Here is a 21,033-nt window from a genome sequence, read left to right as displayed (position 1 = left end):
AATGCTCCTCATTTTCCCACCACATCATTCTTTAATAGGCTTAATACTTTCTCCCATTTTACATGCTTTTTAAAATGGTATGCCCATTCATTAATTTGTTCATCTGATGCCATTTGCCCTCTTTTTTCTTCGCCGTCTTCTTCTTCGAATTCATTTAAAAAATAAGGGATGACTCCTAAAACATCGATACCTGTGTACGTTTCGATGAAATCGATTCCGTCCTGAAACAACGAAATGTCTCCTTGAAACTTGTTGATAATTATTCCTTTTACACGTGCTCTTTGTACTTCTGGAAGTAGTGCAAGCGTACCGACAATGGATGCAAACACGCCGCCATACTCAATATTGGCTACTAATATTACCGGCACATCTGCCAGATCAGCAACACGCATATTTACTAGTTCACGATCACGTAAATTTACTTCAACAGGACTGCCAGCACCTTCTAATATCAAATACTCATAGGATTCAGACAGCAAATTCAAACTATTTTTAATGAGTTCTTGCCCTTTTTCAAAAAATTGTTCCCTGTAGCGCATGCCACTCATTCTATCCAACTTTCTTCCTAAAACAATTATATCCGACTCCAAGTTCCTCGCTGGCTTTAATAATATGGGATTCATTTCGGCTAAATAAGAAATTCTTGCAGCTCTTGCTTGCAAAGATTGCGAGACACTTATTTCCAACCCATCTTCTGTATGGATGCTCAAGCTCGACATGTTTTGCGATTTAAAGGGGGCTACTTGCTTTCCTTCATTAGCAAGTAGTCGACAAATAGCTGTACAAACCAAACTTTTCCCTACACTAGAAGCAGTACCTTGGACCATTAAGCCCTTCATCTATATCCCTCATTTCCACTGATGACTGACGCCATATTCCATTTCGAAGGCATGATCTGCCTTCGAAACAAGCTTTTGATGGATTTGCCCAATCCACGCTTGATATAGAACTGTAAATTCATACTTTGATACAGGTTCATCGAGTACTTCATTTGAAACAATTACGACTATCTTTGTTTTTTTTAATAGCTGGTCTATTGTCTCGTATAGCTGCTGCTCTACTTTCTCCATTTGCCCTTCATACAGTTCATTAGCTAGCCAGGTCGTGACACAATCCCATAGGATGCCATCATCTTTTTGGATTTTGGGAATGATTTGTTCGAGATTACGCGGTTGCTCAATCGTCACCCACTCGACTGGGTAGCTTTTACGGTCAACTTGATGTCTTTTTATGCGCTCTTTCATTTCTTTATCCACTGCAACGCCAGAAGCTATATACACATTTCGGTTTGCCCGCTTATCCATTAAGTAATATTCAGCGAAGCTGCTTTTTCCACTACGTACACCGCCCGTTATGAAGACAAGTTTTCCACGAACCATGCGGTCATCTCCTTTTGCAAATGCTCCATTTGAGAAATCTCTTTCATGCCCACCCGAAACCATTTTCCATCTAGCCCTTTGAAATTTTCTGTATGGCGGAGCACGCACCCTTTGGCTAATAAACTCTCGAAAAACTCTTTAGAACGTGAAGAATCTGGTAGTTGAAAACAGAGAAAGTTAGTCGCTGATGGTAACACAATACAGTTCCATTTCACTAGAAACTCCGTCAATTGTTCACGCATTTCTTTTGCGAATGCGATTGCTCGCATTCGATAATCTTCCTCTAGCAAACACTCTGCTCCAATTGTCGCCGCAATCGCATTACTATTCCAGTGTGGCATTCTCGAGCGTATATCGTTTACGATGGATTTATTAGCTAAAGCGTATCCAAGTCGAATACCAGGGATTGCATACATTTTCGTCATTGAGCGTACGACAATAACATTTGGAAATTCCTTTAAATACGGGATAAAAGATTCTTTTTCATCTATAAAATCTAGAAATGCTTCGTCTAATATAACTTCACATTTATATCTCATCGCAAATTTTGCTATTTGAATAATTTCTTCCAGTGGGATTAAATAACCGGTCGGATTATTAGGTCTACAAATGTAGATTACTTCCGCAAACTCTACTTCATCGAGAACTTCGTCCAAAGGGACTTTCCCAGTCGCAATTATCTCTTTTATGTATACATTGTAAGGTGCAAGTGTTGCTTCATATTCGGAAAAAGTCGGATGAATCAATACTGCACGTTTATTTTCATACCGTTTTGCAAGGCTCGCAAATATTTCCGCCGCCCCATTTCCAACAACCGTATTTTCAACCGAAATACCGTGATATTTTGCAGCTGCCGATAAAAATGGTTCTCCCTGTGGATCCGGGTATTTTGTGATTAGCTGTGCATAGGTTGACCATTTTTCATTCACAAACGTCGGTACTCCTAATGGATTCACATTTTCACTATAGTCAATAACCGTTTCGGGCATTTCGATTCCTAGTCGCTCATATACATGATGAGCATTTGCACCGTGATTAGGTAATGCCAAATAAAACCCCTCCAATGACCATCATCCACAGCCAAAATAGAACTACAGCAGTATTCATATGAGAGATGGTGCTTAATATATGGTTTGGCGATAATGGAACCTCTCCAATTCCCATGAGTGCTCGGTTGGAAATGATTCCTTTATATGTATTGATACCTCCAAGTTGAATGCCTAGCTGATAAGCAGTCGCTGCTTCTAAATAGCCACTATTTGGACTTGGATGTTTTTTCGAATCCTGCCACCAGCCTTTCATTCGTTTGCTAAAAGACAATCCACTCTCTTTTTTGCCCCACAGCATGATAATATAGCCAGTTAATCGGCTTGGTATATAGTTCGCTATGTCATCCAGCTTTGCGGCTGCAAATCCGAAGTCCTCGTATTTTTCATTTTTATAACCGACCATTGAATCGAGCGTATTTATCGCTTTATATAACCAAAGTCCAGGCGCACCAGCAAACACAAATGCATAAAAAAGTGGCGCAGTTATTCCGTCACTAATATTTTCTGATACTGTTTCTACGACGCCACGAGTAACTTCTTGTTCATCTAACTTTTCTGTATCACGACCGACAATCCAGGAAAGCTTTTGTCTTGCGGACGGTAAATCTTTTGCTACTAACGGTTTATATACATCTAATGCTGCCACTTTTAAACTTTTCTGTGCAAGCCCAGATGCGATTAGTATACTTTCTACTGCAATCCCCACCCATATATGTATGGAGTATGAACCTATTAGTAAAGCTAGTGTGACAGAGAATGTTAAACCAACGACTATAAAAACAAGTAAAAACCCTTTCGCCTTGCGTGCTCTACCTTTATTCAACCAAGCTGTTAGTTTCGAAATAAGCGTTCCAATCAATTTAACTGGATGCGGCCAACTCGGTGGATCGCCAATTATTCTATCCAGTATTAAGCCTATCGCTATTGCAATTATATGTGGACCCATGCCTACTCCCAACCTTTTGCTTTTTTGTAGACTTTAATAGCTTCCACTGTGCATTCATACACACCGAGTCCTATTTTTTTCCCTATTTCCGTGATTGGTCCTGCATATGGAATATGTGTCCCTTTTTGGGTCGCTGCTATTAGTACACTATCCGTAGATGTTCCGGTAGCAATCGTTCCAGTACGAGGGTCCTTTACCTGTTCAAAAGCGAGTGCTTTCGTTTTTGATTCGGTAGCTGTAATAACTGATTGAATAAAAGCTTCGTCTGAAAGTTCTCCATTCACAATTATCCATGTATTAATGGTACCAATTGCTGGAAGCATCTCTACTTCATGTGTTCTAGAGACGTCCACTGCATTCCCTACTCCTGCAGTAACCATAATGACGATGCTTCCAAAAGGTGTGTCATATTCTTTAATGACAGCATCCGTAGTCTTTACTGCGGTCATCATTCCTACTGTATCTGCTTCAGAAAAACCGTTGTCCGCTAAGTATTCAAGCATTTCTTCTTTTACATTATCGCAAGCATAGCTAGCGTCCACTCTTCTATTGACGAAGTTTTTGTACCAGCCACTTCCTGCATTAATCACTGCGGATGACCATGTTTTGAGTTGCGTTTCAGCTTGAAAAATAACCAATTCTGCCGTAACTTGAAAGTTCTCTGCTGTGATAAGCTCATCATTCTGCTTTTCATTTACATCCGGAAGAATTGTAATTTGAGGCTTCGGACGTTCAGGGTGAGGATTTGTACTAATACGGGCTTGATACACCGATTCAATTTGATCTTTCTTCACTACTTCCTGAGGTGCACCTATTACTTGTACCTCCCCGTGATCCATTAATAGCAGACGATCACAGTATAGAGATGCGAGATTTATATCATGAAATACACTAATAATAGTGATTCCTTTTTCAATCGCCTGTGTTTTAATCGTATCAAGTAATTGTTTTTGATGTGCAATGTCTAGATGATTGGTCGGTTCGTCCAGTAGGAGTAAAGGTGCTTGTTGAGCAAGTGCTTGGGCAACAAATACACGTTGTTGTTCCCCACCAGATAATAGGTCTAGCATTTGATGCTCGTATCTTTCCATCGCTGTTAGCTGCATCGCTTCAACAACCGCCGTTTCATCTCCATCCGACCATGAAGAAAATAATCCACTTTGATGGGGATATCGGCCAAGTGCGATCGTGTCTCTCACAGAATGAGAAAATGCATGACTATGTAATTGTGGTAAAACCGCCATTTTTTTTGCAAGCTCTTTCGATGAATGAGACCTTAACGATTTCCCTTCAATCAAAACTTCTCCAGCCGCCATATGTAAAATACCGCTTATTACTTTTAGCAATGTAGATTTTCCGCTTCCATTTGGTCCAAGAATCCCAAGCATTTCACCTTTTCCAACTTCAAATGAGACGTTTTTAACGATTAATTTGTGATCATATCCACCCGATACATTTCTCACTTGTAACATATTAAATGCCTCCTTTTTTCCGTTGTCTAAAGAAAATAAATGCAAAAACTGGTGCCCCAATAAATGCAGTTATCACACCAATCGGTAGTTCAGTTGGAGAAATAATCGTACGAGACACTAAATCACAGATGATTAATAATGCTGCTCCATTTATGAAGCTAAGTGGTAACACGTGACGGTTATCGGAACCAAATAATAGCCTTGTCATATGCGGAACGACAAGCCCTACGAATCCAATCGTTCCAGATACAGCGACCGCTGTTCCTGTCAGCATGGAGCCGCCAATTAAAATCATCATTTTCCGCTTTTTCACATTGACCCCTAAATGCTGTGCACGTTCTTCTCCAAATAACATTGCATTTAACTCTCTTCTGTTTAACCACAATAAAATCGTGCCAATAACCACAAACGGCAATGCCATTTGAACAAAACTCCATCCGCGCATTGATACACTTCCGAGTAGCCATCCAATAATTTGTCTCAATTCTTCTCCTGTCAATGCAATCATTAACGAAATTACAGAACCTAAAAAAGAACTAAAAATAATTCCAGTCAAAATAATTGTTTCCATTTTCATCGAACGATCGACTAGCTTGGCAAATGTAATAACAAGTAGCATCGTAACTAGAGCCCCAATCATACTGAAAACAGGCAATGTGAATATTCCTAAAAACGGCACCGAAATACCGAAAAAGAGCGTAGCCACGGCGCCAACTGAGGCACCGGACGACACTCCTAACGTATAAGGATCGGCAAGCGGATTTTTTAATAACCCTTGAAATGCAGCACCTGCAATGGCTAGTGATGCACCTACTAGTCCTGCAAGCACCACACGTGGCATGCGAATTTTCCAAACGATATTGGTCGCGATTGCATCTGCTCCCGTATCCCATAATGTGCTGATCGGTACCTTTACGGATCCGACCGATACACCTAGCCAAATTGCTACAAAAAGAGCTATTATGGACAAGATGTAGCCGATCAAGGCTTTACTCACTAAAAGCCTCTGGATAAATTGCTTTCGCTACTTCTTCTAATCCCTCTGCAAGACGTGGACCTGTACGACTTGTTAGGTTTTCATCTACTTGTATAACTTCATTGTTTTTCACAGCTGTAATAGAATCGAACCCGTCACGAGCTTTCACGCTATCCACAATTCCTTCTACATAGCTATACATTACAATAATTACGTCCGGATTACGGTTAACAATTTCTTCTGGTTCTATTTTAAACCAGCCTTCTTGATCCGCTGCAATATTCTCAGCATTCACCATATCTAAGATTTCTTGCATGAACGTTTCTTTACCAGGTGTATAAATTTCCGGAACATCTGAAGTTTCAACGAATACAGTTTTCTTCGTTTCTACTTTTGCTACTTTCTCTTTAACTTCTGCTACTTTTGCTTTCATATCTTCTACAATTTGTTGTGCTTCCTCAGATTTACCAGTAGCACGACCAATTTCCTCAATTGTTGTATATGTTTCATTGAAGTCCGTTGCATTTTTCACTACGTATACTTTTACTCCAGCGTCGCGAATTTGTTGAAATCCAGCTTCACCTACACCCAAGGCAGATTCATGAGCAAATACAATATCCGGATTCATCGCTACGATCTTTTCCACGTTGAATTCCATACCACCGATTTTCTCTTTTTCAAGCGCTTCTTCTGGGTAGTTATCGTAATCATTAACTCCAACAATTTCATCATTTAATCCAAGTGCAAATAAAATTTCTGTATTACTTGGTTGCATAGAAACGATTGTTTTTGGTGCTTCCTCTAATGTAATCTCAGTACCGACTGCATCGGTCATTGTAATTGGGAAAGTTGTTTCATCTACTACTGTTTCTTGTTGTGTATTTCCTGTATTTTCTTCAGGTTTAACTTCTTCTTGTCCGCATCCTACAAGCAATAGAACTGCTAAAGCGGATGTCATCCATAACTGCCATAATTTCTTCATTTTACATTCCTCCTAATTAAGCCAATAAAAAATCTCCCATCCTATTGATGAGAGATAGATAGGTATAAATCTGCACGAAAATACAATGAGCCAGACCTACACCAAACCTATCCTCGTAGGTAACGGGCGTAAAGCATATAGGCAGGTTTTCTGACTTATGATGTGTTGCATCACATACAGTGGCGGGACCGTGCTGGACTTTAACCAGCTTCCCTTTTAACTCTAGCAATCCGTAACTAGAGCACCTCTATGCATTTATTTATTGATGTTGCTTTGTCTTCATTATACCTTATTTTTTATGACTGTCGACTTCGTTTTTTATTGTTGGCGTTTTGGTTTGGAGGTGAGCTCTCTCGTTCATATGCGTATCTCTCTCGTATAGCTAGGGATCTCTCTCGCATAAGAGGTGAGTTAACATATACTTGCTCTCGTTTGTTGTTTACTTGTTGTCACTGGACTTTTACTTATGTTCAAGATAGAAATACTTGCGAAGGGGTTATGAATACTTGCTCTTGAGATGCATTTACTTGCGGTTAGGAAGTTAATTATAATTTTTCAACTTGATAATTTGGAAATTGCTCTGATATAAGAGAGGAATTAACGTCTACTTGCTCTCGTTTGTCGTTTACTTGGTGTCACCGGACCTTTACTTGCGTTCAGGATAGAAATACTTGTGAATAGGCTAGGCTTACTTGCTCTTGAGAGGTATTTACTTGCATTCAGGAAGTTAATTCCAATTTTTCAACTTGATAATTTGGAGATTGCTCTGATATAAGAGAGGAATTAACGTTTACTTGCTCTCGTTTGTTGTTTACTTGTTGTCACTGGACTTTTACTTGCGTTCAAGATAGAAATACTTGTGAATAGGCTAGGCTTACTTGCTCCTGAGAGGCATTTACTTGCGTTTAGGAAGTTAATTCCAATTTTTCAACTTGATATTTGGAGATTGCACTATTATAAGAGAGGAATTAACGTTTACTTGCTCTCGTTTATTGTTTTCTTGCTGTCACTGGACCTTTACTTATGTTCAAGAAAGAAATACTTGCGAATAGGCTAGGCTTACTTGAGATGTATTTACTTGCGTTCAGGAAGTTAATTCCAATTTTTCAACTTGATAATTTGGAGATTGCTCTAATATAAGAGAGGAATTAACGTTTACTTGCTCTCGTTTGTTGTTTACTTGGTGTCACCGGACCTTTACTTGCGTTCAGGATAGAAATACTTGTGAATAGGCTAGGCTTACTTGCTCTTGAGCGGCACTTACTCGCGTTGTGGATATTAATTCCAAATGAACAGCATAAGAAAACCCTCAACCAAGGTCGAGGGTTTAGGATTACATTTGTTCAGGTGCAGATACACCTAGTAGGCGCAATGCATTTGAGATTGTTTGACGTGCTGCTGTTACAAGTGCAAGGCGAGCTTCTGATTGCGTCACGTTATCCGAATTCAGTACTTTATCCGCATTATAGAAGCTATGGAATGTCGTAGCTAATTCTTGGATATAAATTGCAATTCGGTGAGGTGCACGAAGTTTTGCAGCATCTGCAACTATTTGTGGGAAGTCACCAATTTTCTTCAGTAAATCTAATTCTTTTTCACTTTGCAATAATTCAAGTGAATCAGTCGACACTTTCATGCCTTGCGTTTCTGCTGATCGTAAAATTGAACAAATACGTGCATGTGCATATTGAGCGTAGAACACTGGGTTTTCATTAGATTGAGAAACAGCTAAGTCTAAGTCGAAGTCCATATGTGAATCACCTGATCGCATACCGAAGAAGTAACGTACTGCGTCTAGACCTACTTCTTCCACAAGCTCACGCATTGTAACAGCTTTCCCAGTACGTTTACTCATTTTCATTTTTTCGCCGTCTTTATATAGTTGAACCATTTGAATAATTGATACTTCAAGTTTTTCACGCTCATACCCAAGCGCCTCAATTGCCGCTTTCATACGTGGTATATAGCCGTGATGATCTGCTCCCCATATATTGATCAATTGATCGAATCCACGAACTAATTTATCTTCGTGGTATGCAATATCGGGCAATAAATACGTGAAAGAGCCATCACTCTTGATAAGTACACGGTCCTTGTCGTCTCCAAATGTAGTAGAACGGAACCAAGTTGCTCCTTCTTCTTCAAAAATATGACCGTTCGCACGTAATTTATCTAAAGCTACTTCAATTTTACGGTTCTCATATAAAGATGTTTCCGAGAACCAGTTATCAAAACCAACACGGAAATCAGCTAAGTCTTTTTGAAGTTTTGCAAGCTCTACTTTTAACCCATGTGCACGGAATGCTTTGTAGCGTTCTTCATCCGACATGGATACAAATTTTTCACCATGTTCTGCAACAAGAGCAGCTGCGATGTCGATAATATCCTGCCCGTGGTAGCCACCTTCAGGCATTTCTTTATCTAATCCTAAAGCTTGGAAATAACGAGCTTCAATCGAAATAGCTAGGTTATGAATTTGGTTTCCGGCATCGTTAATATAATATTCGCGAGCAACGTCAAATCCAGCAAAATCAAGCACATTACATAAAGAATCTCCTACAGATGCTCCACGGGCATGCCCTAAATGTAAGTCACCAGTTGGATTAGCTGATACGAATTCCACTTGAATTTTTTCTCCCGCACCTGAAGTTGAACGGCCAAAGTTTTCTTTTTCTGTAAGGGCAGCCTTTACTACATCTTGTAAGTAATCTTTACGAACCGTGATATTCATGAATCCAGGACCAGCGATATCAATCTTTTCCATCATTGTTCCTGACATATCAAGATTTTCCACGATTGCATCCGCCACTTGACGAGGATTCTTTTTCGCAAGTTTTGTTAGCTGCATTGCAATATTTGTTGCGTAATCACCATTTGCCTTATCTCTTGGTGTTTCAAGTTGGATTGCAGGAATTTGCTCTTCCGTTACAAGTTCTGCTTTTATAATTGCTTGTTGTAATGCGTCTTTAATGGATTGTTGTAGCTGTTCTACTGAGTTCATTTATTCCGCCTCCGTATAAATTAGTTCTAATGTATATGTACCAGCAACTTCTTCATTTATGATTAGCTCATATTCCACTTGAAAATGGCCATCATCAAAATGTAAATGCTTTGTATTTGTAGTAATTATAAGTGTTCCATATTGAGTATCGTAGCTACCCGTTTGTAGTTCTCCCCGTTCAAATGGCAAGCGCATCTTAACTCCACCACTTCGTAGTATCAACGCGGTCTGTCCACCTAACTTCACAGTCGTTCGAGTTTTCTTTTGATCTTGCATTTCTTCGTAAACTAGATAATACTGTTTACCTTTTAGTGTTAAAGTGCCTTTGATTTCTATGTTGATTGTTTCTTCTTGTACATTCGGATGACGAATTGTAGAAACTAGTCGTATATTTACTGTCTTTTGTAATGGAGTAGACATGCCTATCATCCTTTGTAGAAGTTTTATTTATGATTTCCTAAAAGCGATTATTGACCGCAACTGGAAGACAATTCACAATATCATATATTTTTTTACTATAACCTTCATATTATATCTTAATATTAAGGAATGTGACAACTAATCACTGAAAAAGTAATATACTATTCATACTCGAAAGGTTATAATGGACCGAGATATTTTAAGAAGGTGACCTTTGTGCTTATTGACTTTGTTATTAATTTTTGTATTTTGTTTACTTTTGCAATTCTTACCTATATTCCATTTCAAAATAAATTAAATGTTTATATACCATCTTATAATTACGCCCGATTTATACTTGGGATATTAAGCGGATTTACTGGTTGTCTATTAATGTTAACCTCTGTTAGCATTTCTGATTTCTTTATTGTGGATGGGAGAATGGCGGTTATTGCATTATCCGGTGTCTTAGGAGGGCCGTTTGCACCTATTATAAGCGGAACAATAATCGGGGTCTTCCGCCTATTCATGTACGGATATTCCACGAATGCACTGATTGCTGGTAGCAGCACTATCGTAATAGGACTAGTTATTGGACTTTGGAGTTGGAAGAAAACGATGACCTTTCAAAACGTCCCTTACTTTTTTGGATATTCCATCTTGCAAACTTCTATTGTTTTAGGTTTCTTAGGCAATTGGAAATTTGAAACGTGGTTGGCCATTATAAGCTTTATAGTATTTTCAGTCTTGTCGTTTTCCATTATTTTTGTCATTCTTAAACTACTTAGCTCTCTTTTTGAAAAGATAAAACATATTGAAGAGATGTCTGCAACAGACTATCTAACCGGCTTGAATAATAACCGGAAATTTCAAGAATGCACTCAACAGCTTATAGAAAATAATGAAGTATTTTCACTACTATTGTTGGATATTGACTATTTCAAAAAGGTAAATGATACATACGGACATCCTGTTGGAGATGAAGTATTGAAAGAATTAGCACTCCGAATAAAAGATACAAGTAAACCATTCGGAGGTATTGTTTCTCGAAATGGAGGAGAAGAATTTTCAGTCATCCTTCCAAATACTACAGATGATAAGAGCATAGAAATTGCAGATCTCATTAGATTATCAATTGAGAAAAACTTGTTCCTGATCTCAACAGGAGAAAAACTGAGTATAACTATTTCAGGCGGTATTAGTACTTACCCAGAAGATGCTATAACAACTCATGAATTGTATAAGCTTGCTGATGAAGCCCTTTACTTGGCTAAAACTTCTGGAAGAAATAAAGTAATACATATCAATTAGAATTAATAATGGAATGAAATTTTCAATTGAAACCACGAGTATATTGTTCACTAAAGTGACACTTATACTTGTGGTTTTATTTTCCCTAATCAAGTGATACTGATGGAGAGAAATAGTTAAGGCAGAATCCAGACTCATATTTAATCAATAAAAACGTGATGTCCTAATGACATCACGTTTTTATGTTTTCTATTTAACCCATCCTAAGATCATTTCGCGCAGAAGCTTCGAAGCTGTATTTACGGTCTGTTCCGAAGGATCATAATTCGGTGCTACTTCTACTAGGTCAAAGCCTACAACGTTTACACCAGAATTTGCAATTGCGTGAATAGAAGCCAATAGCTCACGGCTTGTGATTCCTCCGCAGTCTACTGTTCCTGTTCCAGGTGCGTGCGCTGGGTCCAGTACGTCGATATCGATTGTTACATAGACAGGACGCCCCTCTAATGTTGGTAGCACTTTTTTCAAAGGCTCTAATACTTCGAATTTATGAATTTGCATGCCGTTTTCTTTCGCCCAATCGAACTCCTCTTTCATACCAGAGCGAATTCCGAATGAGTAGACGTTTTTTGGACCGATGTATTCGGCGATTTTACGGATTGGTGTGGAGTGAGAAAGCGGTTCACCTTCGTATTCTTCACGTAGATCTGTATGCGCGTCCATATGAATAATCGCAAGATTGTCATAGTTATCTGCCACTGTTTTCATGACAGGCCATGACACTAAATGTTCGCCTCCCATGCCTACAGGGATTTTCCCATTTAGCAATAGTTGACGAATAAAACCCGATATTAAATCTAAGCTCTTTTCTGCATTACCGAATGGTAGTGGAATATCCCCTGCATCAAAATAGTTCACGTCATCTAGCTCGCGGTCAAGATACGGGCTATATTCCTCTAAGCCGATTGATGCTTCACGGATTCGCCCAGGGCCAAAACGCGAGCCAGGACGATAGCTTACTGTCCAATCCATTGGCATACCGTAGATAACTGCCTGTGCTTCATCATAATTTTGTTTACTTTTTATAAATACATTACCTGAGTATGCTTCTTCGAATCGCATGGGCTTACTCTCCTGCAAGGTCTTTCACAAATTTTGGTAGTACAAATGCCGCTTTGTGAAGCTCTTTTGTATAGTATTTTGTTTCAATATCAAAAAATTGCTCATCTGGCACTTGTAATGGATCATACTTTTTAGATCCGATTGTAAAGCACCATAATCCACTTGGATATGTTGGAATATTCGCCAAATACATATTTGTAATTGGGAAAATTTCTTTCACATCTTTTTGAACTTGGCGAATTAAATCTGCCTTGAACCAAGGGTTGTCCGATTGCGCAACGAATAGACCGTCTTCTTTTAACGCTTTAGAAATTCCAGCGTAGAAGCCTTTTGTAAATAGGTTTACTGCAGGTCCAACTGGCTCTGTAGAATCTACCATAATTACATCATATTCATTTTCAGACTCAGCTATATGCATGAAACCATCGCCTACTTGAACATCTACACGAGGGTTATCTAATTCACATGCAATTTCCGGTAAGTATACTTTTGAGTACTCAATTACTTTTCCATCTATATCAACAAGCGTTGCTTTCTTCACTTTAGGATGCTTCATAATTTCACGAATTACTCCACCGTCTCCACCACCAACTACTAACACATTTTCAGGGTTAGGATGTGTGAATAAAGGAACATGTGCAACCATTTCATGGTATACAAATTCGTCTTTTTGAGAGGTCATTACCATGCCATCTAAAAAGAGCATATTTCCCCATTCTTCAGTTTCTGCCATTTCTAACAATTGAAAATCTGTCTGCTCGGTATGAAGAGTGCGTTTCACCTTCATTGTGATGCCAAAATTCTCGGTTTGCTTCTCTGTAAACCAAAATCCAGCCATTTATCTATCTCCGTTTCTATAATGGGTTTTGTTATTTATTAAAAAAATAAATACATTGAAAGTATAGTGCTTTTTGACAAAAGTGCAATACTTTTTTGTTTTTCCGTTTAATTTGAATCTATTGTTCTCATACTAATGAAAATATCAATTAGAACGGAGTTGATTTCATGGGGCGTATTCAATATAGAAAAAAGGCCATACGAACTAAAAGATGGAAAAGGCTGTTACTTTTAAGTATTGCCGCTATTTGTGCACTTTTTAGCGCAGTCATCACGCTCCGAATATACGCTCAAATCGTTGGTGCCCCTATGATTCAAGTGCCAATTTCTTCTGTCTTCTTAGACAGTCAAGGGAATGTTATCGGTGATCGTTTTAAGGAGCAACGCAGATATTGGATTTCATTGGATGAAATGTCCCCTTTTCTACCGCAAGCTACTGTAGCAGTTGAGGATCAGGAGTTTTATGAGCACCACGGGTTTGATTATTCTCGAATTGCTTCTGCTATTTTAAAGGATATAAAAGCCGGTAAAAAAGTGGAGGGTGCCAGTACAATTACGCAGCAATACGCTCGGAATTTATTTCTTACTCATGAAAAATCTTGGACCAGAAAAATAAATGAAGCATTATATGCGTACCGACTAGAAATTTTCTACGATAAGGATGAACTGTTAGAAGGATATCTGAATACGGTATACTTTGGCCACGGTATGTATGGCGTCGAGGCAGCAAGTAGATTTTATTTCGGAAAGAGCGCCAAATCTTTAACTCTAGCTGAATCCGCACTTTTAGTCGGAATTCCGAAAGGTCCTACCTATTATTCACCTTTAGTAAATGAAGAAAAAGCAGTCACTCGCCAGCAGCTCATCTTGACATTGATGGAAAACCAACAAAAGATAACTACCGAGCAAAAGGAACGAGCGTATAACGAAAATTTCGTATTAAAGGCAGAGGACTCATTAGTTAAACAGAAAACCGCTCCTTATTTTTTAGAGGAAGTGTGGAAAGAGGCTACAGATATTGCCCTAGAAAAAGGTCGCCGTATTGAGGAAGGTGGCTGGACGATTGAAACTACGTTAAACAAACAGCATCAACAAGTAGCAGAACAAATGATTGAAAAGTGGATGCCAGAAGGAGAATTACAAGTAGGATTCGTCAGTATGGAACCAGATACTGGTTTTGTGACAGCAATGGTAGGCGGACGAGATTTCGCGGATAGCCCATTTAACCGTGTTACGCAGGCTAAGAGACAGCCTGGTTCTACCGTAAAAGCATTATTATTTGCAGCAGCTTTGGAAAATGGATTCTCCCCCCTTACTTATATGAAAAGTGAACGAACTATTTTCACATATGATAACGGCCGCCAAGAATATGAACCGAAAAATGTGAACGGTGAGTTTGCAGGTCACCCTATTTCTCTGGCACAAGCTCTCGCTATTTCTGATAATATTTATGCAGTTAAAACGTTGGAGGAAATTGGATATAAACCATTTCAACAATTAACGGAAAGATTTAATTTGGATATGACTGTCAAGGATACTCCCGCTACAGCGCTGGGGACAACGGAAGTTTCCTTACTAGAAATGACAAAAGTTTATAACACCATATCCGCTGGAGGCATCCAGAAAAAACCTACGTATATTACGAAAATAACAGATAAAAGTGGAAACGTTATTTATGATATAAAGGAAAATGATATAAAAGGGAAAAAGGTATTAACCGAACAAGATTCATTTATATTGTCTCATTTACTAACAGGCATGTTCGATCCTGTTTTCAATGACTATTCTCCTGCAACAGGTATTAGTATTCGAGCAAAACAAACGAGACCTTATGCTGCAAAATCTGGAACTACAAACACCGATCAATATTTGATAGGCTACTCTCCACAGTTAACAACCGGTGTATGGAATGGGTACGATCAAGGTAAACAAGTGAGTGATGCAGAAGCGAAACAAGTAACAAAACAAGTATGGATTGAATTTATGGAGGCTGTTCATCAAGGACTCCCAGTCGAGCCATTCGTTGCTCCAGACGGTGTGCAAGGTGTCATTGTCGATATAGAGACAGGTGGAATCGCTACATCTGCCTGTGAAAAACAGCGATTAGTATATTTAAAGGAAAAAGATGTGCCAACTAAGCTTTGCACCGATCCAAAATTGAAGCAGCAAACTTTCGAGGATAAATCTGAAGATTCTCCTCCTTGGTCTATCTTCCCATTTAATTTATTTGAATAAGGTAGAAAATGGAAAATAGGTCAGACTAGATTAAAAACCCATCGTATTTCAAACATTATCGGCTAATTAGGATATCAATAAAAATAAAATAAAAAGCATTCTACTACCCATCTTTAGGTAATAGAATGCTTTTTCTTAGCTTGGCTTTCTGTAAAAAAATGCGTTTATAGGATTGGGTTGTCCATTCACACAAACAATTTACATATTTGAGTCCACTAAGTGTCCTAGCATTACATGGAAGTAAGCTTTAACTAAATTGTACTTTCTTTTTGCTTTTAATTCAACCACCTAAACAGACTATTTGATTAGTTGGCTTAGACAGATAGATCTTGGTGTAGCTTTTCTTCGCTTCTTTCCCACATTTCTTTGTTATGACTCTGTAAGAATTCACGTAAAATAATTTTGGAGCGGTCATCCATAAAATCTACCAGAATTTGACGTTTCATTGATTTGTCCATACGATTTACATGATCTGCTAAGATTTTATACCCACGACGTTTTTCACGGTTGATAACCATTTCACAAGCACTAACTCCAGCAAAATAAGGTCCTTCTGGATTATAATCTATTGTCACCCAGACAAGCCAATACGGTTTTCCTCCAGCGGAGTCTTCTCTGTTTGTCGTAAATTTAATGCCTCGCTCGGTGTCACTTCTGGCATGCATTGCCCCAATTTCGACTCTCGCAACGTCTTCTTCTATATCAATAATGACTGGTGATACATTCTCTAATGAAAGAGAACCTACACCAAATCCCTTATGTCCATCGGTCGGATCATTTTTAATAATCGTGAAGCCAATTTTTTGTTTTGGTTTTTCTTCGTTAGTCATTCGATAGTCCCCTCCGTTCTGGTATGATACTAGTATACAGAAAATTTCACTTAAGGAGGAAATGAAATGCCATATGTAACAGTAAAAATGCTAGAAGGACGTACGGACGAGCAAAAAAGAGCATTAGTTGAGAAGGTAACTGCAGCTGTTTCCGAGACAGTTAATGCACCTGTAGAGAATGTTACTGTATTCATCGAAGAGATGCCGAAAAATCATTATGGAACTGCTGGTAAGTTGTTCAGCGATAGATAAGAAGATTGGAAACGAGCCTTTTTTGAAGGGTTCGTTTTTTTATTCCATTCATGGTGCCATTCGGAAGGTTACTTGCTCTCTCCTGCCGTATATTTGCGCACAATTGTGATTTACTCGCTCTCTTTATTAGTTACTTGTGCTACTTCTCAGTTTACTTGCTCTTAAGTAACTTTTACTTGCGGAAAGGATAATTTTTACATAAGAAAAACCGTGCAAAAAACGCCAGGTCCTTTAAGTTCAAAACCTGTTTCTAACGTTTTCGAAGTGCTTTGGACAGACGTTTTGCTATATGATTACCGAGTGAATTTTTAGTGATATTGGTTGTGACATCCGTCACAACCAATATCACTTTTTTCGGTAATCTTATGGCGTTTGCCTGTCCGACGCCCTCCTAAACGCTAAGAAACAGATTAGTGCATTTTTGGATAACTAGAGATAAGATACTTTCCTATTCATAGAGGAAGCTCACGAAGATGCAACTTCGTGAGCTACTTCGCTTCTTTATAAGGCAAATACTTACTACTTCTCTTTATTTCCACTGGTAAAAAGAAAGTCTGATTCCTTCATCCATCATGAAATAATAGCATTTCTAATTCAACAGTGATTACAAATGGTTTTTCCCTACATTAACTTGGACTAATCTTATTATCTAAGCGATATGCTTTGCCAAATTTAATAAGGGGGACTACTCACATAGTTGATTGTAGTGCAAGGTGGCGACTCCAGTGGGAAAAGCGTTAGGCGAAGACCCCGCAGCGAAGACATTGGCCAAACTTTGTTTGGGTAATGTCTTTGCGACGAGTAACCGCAGGAGCATTTGTTTTCCAGCGAGGAGGCTGAGGCAACGCCCACGGAAAGCGTCCACCTGAAACGGAAATCAGCAGGATTATTCTCTCTTAAAAGTGTCGAGAACCCAGTGTTCACGGGACATTTTTATATACTTTCTTATCGTTTAAGAAAAACCGGAGAGAAAAACGTCCGGTCCTTAAAATCCAAACGCATTTCTAGGGTTTGTGAAGGGATTTGAATAGACTTGTTGCTATTTTATTACCGAGTGAATCTTTAGATGCGCAAACCATGTGTTCATAGTATATTTTTATAAACTTTCTTATCTTTAAAAAAAGCCATCCTACTGGATAGCTCGTTCATTCATGAGATTCATGACAAATGTAAATGCCTCGTCGATCTCTTCTTTTGTGAAGTTAAGTTTACCTTTTACAACATGAAGTTTTTCGATTTGTTCCTCTTTTGGTAGATAATCGAAATACAATAATGTCGATACTAGTTCTAGGAAACGAGAACTTTTATCTTTCATTTGGTTAATACACTCTACTAAATCTCGTGTTGCTTCAGGAACTTGTGCCATTTGAGTGAAATGTTCGCCTGCATCGGTCATTTGGTATTTATATTGTACGTATGAGCCTTTATCTTGTCGTTCTTCTTGTAAAAAACCCATATTACATAATTCTTCAATTCGTAAGGTAAGCTCTTCTGAATAAGGGCCATAAAAATGGAATTCGTATTTTTCCTTGTATGGATATTGAAGTTTTTTTGCGATGTAAATCATTTTTTGCAGTTTTTTTCTTCCTGTTATGCCGTTAGCTGCTCCAATAAATTGCACAATTTTTGCATGTTCTTCTATCAAAATTAGACCCCTCCTTTACTTTCAAGTACATTAAGTCAATAAATCGAGTATTTGCTTTTTCAGCGCTTTTTTCTTTCCATCCTTAGTTAAAATATCTTCTGGGAAATACAATTTATGATCCGTTCTTCTTTTTCCGGAGATTGCCTCCACTATTTCTGATTCGCGTGATAGTTCTCGAATTTCTCCATTTGGTTTTAACAAGTGAATTGGTATACGCTCACCTTCTTCTCCAGGACGATAAAAGTCATACGGTAAGTCTGAAGAGGAATCGAAAACTAAGTAATACTCTGGGTCTATACCCGCTTTTTTAAATAACAACTCCAACTCTTTCATTTTCATATAATCTTTTGCCAAATCAAATTCAATATATTGGAATAATTTTCTATTAACAAAACGATTACTTAAGTCTGATAGAATTGGATCTTTCTCTGTCATCCATAGCTGAAAATAGGTCAATAAAACCCCTTCATCTAAAGCTAGATACTCGTTCAAAGTATATGTACCATCAAAGAAACCTCTAAAATGTGTCGGTTGTTGTTCAAAATCATAACCCATTTCACTTAATGCTTTTGCTCGATGCAAGATTTTCGTCAAAATTACCTCAGCACTGCGGGAAACTGGATGAAAATATACTTGCCAATACATTTGATATCTGCTCATTATATAGTCTTCAACAGCATGCATTCCGCTAGATTTGATGACCACTTGATCTTCTCTTGGACGCATCACACGCAAAATTCTTTCCATATCGAAGTGTCCATAGCTTACTCCAGTAAAATACGCATCTCTTTGTAAATAATCCATGCGATCGGCATCAATTTGACTGGATATTAAACTAACTACCTGCTTGTTTGGGTATGTTTTACCGATAACGTCGGCAACTCTTTGTGGAAAATCTTCACTCACTCTTTTTAATATCTCATTTACATCCGTATCGCCAAGTATTATTTGTTGTGTGAAATATTCATGGTCTAATCCAAACACATTTTCAAACGCATGAGAAAACGGGCCATGTCCTAAATCATGGAGAAGAGCGGCACATAGCACTACTAGCCTTTCAGAATCGTCCCATTCCGGTCGGCCACTGAAACTATCATCTACAATTCTTCGTACAATTTCGTACACACCTAACGAGTGATTGAAACGGCTATGTTCGGCACCATGAAAAACTAGATACGTAGTTCCAAGCTGTTTAATGCGGCGAAGTCGTTGAAATTCCTTTGCTCCGATAACATCCCAGATAACCTGATCGCGAACATGGATATAGCGGTGAACTGGATCTTTAAACACTTTTTCTTCTGCTAGCTTTTGTGTCGCATAGCTCATTTTTCCACCTCCGTAATGCTAGTTATAACTTTGTATCCATTATAAAGAAAAAAGCCGCATATTGAAAGGCGGCAAAAGGTCTTATTAATCTGCTATTTTGGCACGTACTTTTTCCATTAATTCGTCTTCAGTTAGCGCTGCAACTGGACGGTTATTGATAAATGCGAATGTTTTTTTACGTCCGGGACCGCAGTATGACTGACATTCGTTCACTTCAATTTCCGCCTCGGGATCAATTGCTTTTAATTTTGGAATCAATGTTTTTAAATTGACCGCCTGACACTCATCGCAAACTCGAAAATGATTTGCCATAGTCCACAACCCCTTTCATTCAACGGAAGCATTCACATAATTTAGTATTTTTTTAAACCAAATGAATTATTTTAAAAAGTAATAGTCTACAGGTCATTGTATCTTAAAGTTTATATTGCTATCAAGTGTATATTACGTGAATAAAAGAGGGATAAGTTGACCATTATGTTAATAGAACAACGAAACTATGAACATGGTAGGAGGAAGAACATGGTAAAAATTAGACAGGACGCATGGATGACAGAAAATGATGAGATGCTAGCAGAGATGGTATTACGTCACGTTCGAGAAGGTAGCACTCAACTAAATGCATTTGAAGAAGCTGGTGATGAATTAAATAGAACTGCAGCCGCTTGCGGATTTCGCTGGAATGCAGTCGTCCGCCATCAATACGAAAGTGAATTAAAGGAAGCTAAAAAAGAAAGAAAAGAAAAGCTACGTATATTAGGAAAGGATTATAGACGAAGAGGAAACGGAATTTATCTAGCTAAACCTCAAGAAGATGGCGATCGTGCACAATCTATTCCAGTATCTGCATTATCAATTGATATTATCATCGCGTATCTCGTACGATTGCAACACAGTGATTCAGATATTTCTAGATACCGTCACCTTTCAACTATTTCAAATGAAAAGATTCGTAAATTAGAAAGTGAACTTGCAAAACTTGAAAAAGAGAACGCAGCTATTAAACAAGATTACGAGCAATTTGTACAAATCATGAACCGAGCTAGACGTCTTGTAACATTAAACGAAGAGGAAATCCCAGCAGTACCCGTTTTTCAAATGGAGAAGAACGGTAACCTAGTATCTAAAGAACCACCAATCGTTTAGAAGATTGGTGGTTTTATCTGTAAAAAAACTCAAAACTTGATTAGAAATAGAGTCATATATTAAGTACAGCAAGGACCACCACTTTCTTTTCCATGGGCTCGGCTTCAGCATACTCGTCACTGTTCCTGCGAGGGTCATCTGCTCAAGCTATTCCCACAAAGTTCTTCGTGGTGGTCCTTTTCTTA

At 38.4% G+C, this 21,033-nt stretch carries 19 protein-coding genes and 1 riboswitch; of the genes, 4 read left to right on the top strand and 15 right to left on the bottom strand.

Features of this window, described 5'->3' with window-relative positions:
• Window positions 1-8 precede the first annotated feature (8 nt).
• The 9 genes from ACQCPR_RS03330 to ACQCPR_RS03290 all read right to left on the bottom strand — a co-directional run bounded on the left by ACQCPR_RS03330 (window position 9) and on the right by ACQCPR_RS03290 (window position 10,225).
• A complete protein-coding gene (locus ACQCPR_RS03330; RefSeq protein WP_427138172.1) occupies window positions 9-839 on the bottom strand; it encodes a cobyric acid synthase in 831 nt (276 codons plus the stop codon).
• A 9-nt stretch (window positions 840-848) separates the two neighbouring features.
• Complete coding sequence (locus ACQCPR_RS03325) at window positions 849-1,379, bottom strand: bifunctional adenosylcobinamide kinase/adenosylcobinamide-phosphate guanylyltransferase (protein ID WP_427138171.1); 531 nt, start codon at window positions 1,377-1,379, stop codon at window positions 849-851.
• Window positions 1,352-2,428, bottom strand: a complete 1,077-nt coding sequence (locus tag ACQCPR_RS03320; RefSeq protein WP_427138170.1) for a pyridoxal phosphate-dependent aminotransferase — start codon at window positions 2,426-2,428, stop codon at window positions 1,352-1,354. Before ACQCPR_RS03320 ends, ACQCPR_RS03325 begins: the two co-directional genes overlap by 28 nt.
• A complete protein-coding gene (gene cbiB / locus ACQCPR_RS03315; protein WP_427138169.1) occupies window positions 2,415-3,374 on the bottom strand; it encodes an adenosylcobinamide-phosphate synthase CbiB in 960 nt (319 codons plus the stop codon). Before cbiB ends, ACQCPR_RS03320 begins: the two co-directional genes overlap by 14 nt.
• Before the next feature lie 2 nt (window positions 3,375-3,376).
• On the bottom strand, window positions 3,377-4,846 hold the full coding sequence (locus ACQCPR_RS03310) for an adenosylcobinamide amidohydrolase (RefSeq protein WP_427138168.1): 1,470 nt from the start codon (window positions 4,844-4,846) through the stop codon (window positions 3,377-3,379).
• A gap of 1 nt (window position 4,847) precedes the next feature.
• A complete protein-coding gene (locus tag ACQCPR_RS03305) occupies window positions 4,848-5,831 on the bottom strand; it encodes a FecCD family ABC transporter permease (RefSeq protein ID WP_427138899.1) in 984 nt (327 codons plus the stop codon).
• A gap of 4 nt (window positions 5,832-5,835) precedes the next feature.
• Window positions 5,836-6,804 (bottom strand): ABC transporter substrate-binding protein, encoded by a 969-nt coding sequence (locus tag ACQCPR_RS03300; RefSeq protein WP_090565711.1) that lies wholly within the window; start codon window positions 6,802-6,804, stop codon window positions 5,836-5,838.
• Between the two features lie 123 nt (window positions 6,805-6,927).
• A riboswitch (cobalamin riboswitch) is annotated at window positions 6,928-7,068 on the bottom strand.
• 1,069 nt (window positions 7,069-8,137) lie between these two features.
• Window positions 8,138-9,805, bottom strand: coding sequence for an arginine--tRNA ligase (gene argS, locus ACQCPR_RS03295; protein ID WP_427138167.1), 1,668 nt, complete (start codon window positions 9,803-9,805; stop codon window positions 8,138-8,140).
• On the bottom strand, window positions 9,806-10,225 hold the full coding sequence (locus tag ACQCPR_RS03290; protein ID WP_427138166.1) for a DUF1934 domain-containing protein: 420 nt from the start codon (window positions 10,223-10,225) through the stop codon (window positions 9,806-9,808).
• Between the two features lie 216 nt (window positions 10,226-10,441).
• On the opposite strand from ACQCPR_RS03290, the gene ACQCPR_RS03285 reads away from it, so the two are divergent.
• Window positions 10,442-11,515 (top strand): diguanylate cyclase, encoded by a 1,074-nt coding sequence (locus ACQCPR_RS03285; protein ID WP_427138165.1) that lies wholly within the window; start codon window positions 10,442-10,444, stop codon window positions 11,513-11,515.
• A gap of 189 nt (window positions 11,516-11,704) precedes the next feature.
• Here the strand turns inward: ACQCPR_RS03285 and speB are convergent, their stop codons facing one another.
• Both speB and speE read right to left on the bottom strand, forming a co-directional pair.
• Window positions 11,705-12,577 carry an agmatinase gene (gene speB / locus ACQCPR_RS03280; protein WP_427138164.1) on the bottom strand — a complete coding sequence of 291 codons (873 nt, stop codon included), beginning with the start codon at window positions 12,575-12,577 and terminating at the stop codon, window positions 11,705-11,707.
• 4 nt (window positions 12,578-12,581) lie between these two features.
• Entirely contained in the window at window positions 12,582-13,415 is an 834-nt protein-coding gene (speE, locus tag ACQCPR_RS03275) for a spermidine synthase (protein ID WP_093493763.1), read from the bottom strand.
• A gap of 167 nt (window positions 13,416-13,582) precedes the next feature.
• Between speE and ACQCPR_RS03270 the strand changes: the two genes are divergently transcribed.
• Window positions 13,583-15,649: a transglycosylase domain-containing protein gene (locus ACQCPR_RS03270; RefSeq protein WP_427138163.1), complete on the top strand. Its 2,067-nt coding sequence runs from the start codon at window positions 13,583-13,585 to the stop codon at window positions 15,647-15,649.
• A 314-nt stretch (window positions 15,650-15,963) separates the two neighbouring features.
• On the opposite strand, the gene ACQCPR_RS03265 is transcribed toward ACQCPR_RS03270, so the two are convergent.
• On the bottom strand, window positions 15,964-16,479 hold the full coding sequence (locus tag ACQCPR_RS03265; protein WP_340928550.1) for a YwhD family protein: 516 nt from the start codon (window positions 16,477-16,479) through the stop codon (window positions 15,964-15,966).
• 66 nt (window positions 16,480-16,545) lie between these two features.
• On the opposite strand from ACQCPR_RS03265, the gene ACQCPR_RS03260 reads away from it, so the two are divergent.
• Complete coding sequence (locus tag ACQCPR_RS03260; RefSeq protein WP_090564533.1) at window positions 16,546-16,731, top strand: 2-hydroxymuconate tautomerase; 186 nt, start codon at window positions 16,546-16,548, stop codon at window positions 16,729-16,731.
• Window positions 16,732-17,860: 1,129 nt separating this feature from the next.
• Here ACQCPR_RS03260 and ACQCPR_RS03255 read toward each other — a convergent pair.
• The 3 genes from ACQCPR_RS03255 to ACQCPR_RS03245 form a co-directional block, all read right to left on the bottom strand.
• Complete coding sequence (locus ACQCPR_RS03255; protein WP_090564536.1) at window positions 17,861-18,376, bottom strand: YwgA family protein; 516 nt, start codon at window positions 18,374-18,376, stop codon at window positions 17,861-17,863.
• A gap of 30 nt (window positions 18,377-18,406) precedes the next feature.
• The gene (locus tag ACQCPR_RS03250; protein ID WP_427138162.1) at window positions 18,407-19,702 is read right to left on the bottom strand and encodes an HD domain-containing protein; all 1,296 of its coding nucleotides are present in this window, start codon (window positions 19,700-19,702) and stop codon (window positions 18,407-18,409) included.
• Between the two features lie 84 nt (window positions 19,703-19,786).
• Window positions 19,787-20,014 carry a DUF1450 domain-containing protein gene (locus ACQCPR_RS03245; RefSeq protein ID WP_090564542.1) on the bottom strand — a complete coding sequence of 76 codons (228 nt, stop codon included), beginning with the start codon at window positions 20,012-20,014 and terminating at the stop codon, window positions 19,787-19,789.
• A gap of 210 nt (window positions 20,015-20,224) precedes the next feature.
• Between ACQCPR_RS03245 and ACQCPR_RS03240 the strand changes: the two genes are divergently transcribed.
• Window positions 20,225-20,848, top strand: a complete 624-nt coding sequence (locus tag ACQCPR_RS03240) for an RsfA family transcriptional regulator (RefSeq protein WP_090564544.1) — start codon at window positions 20,225-20,227, stop codon at window positions 20,846-20,848.
• Window positions 20,849-21,033 lie beyond the last annotated feature (185 nt).

Source organism: Psychrobacillus psychrodurans, from assembly GCF_050209195.1.
In the GTDB taxonomy this organism is placed as follows: domain Bacteria; phylum Bacillota; class Bacilli; order Bacillales_A; family Planococcaceae; genus Psychrobacillus; species Psychrobacillus psychrodurans.
This window is presented reverse-complemented; position numbering and strand designations above follow the sequence as displayed.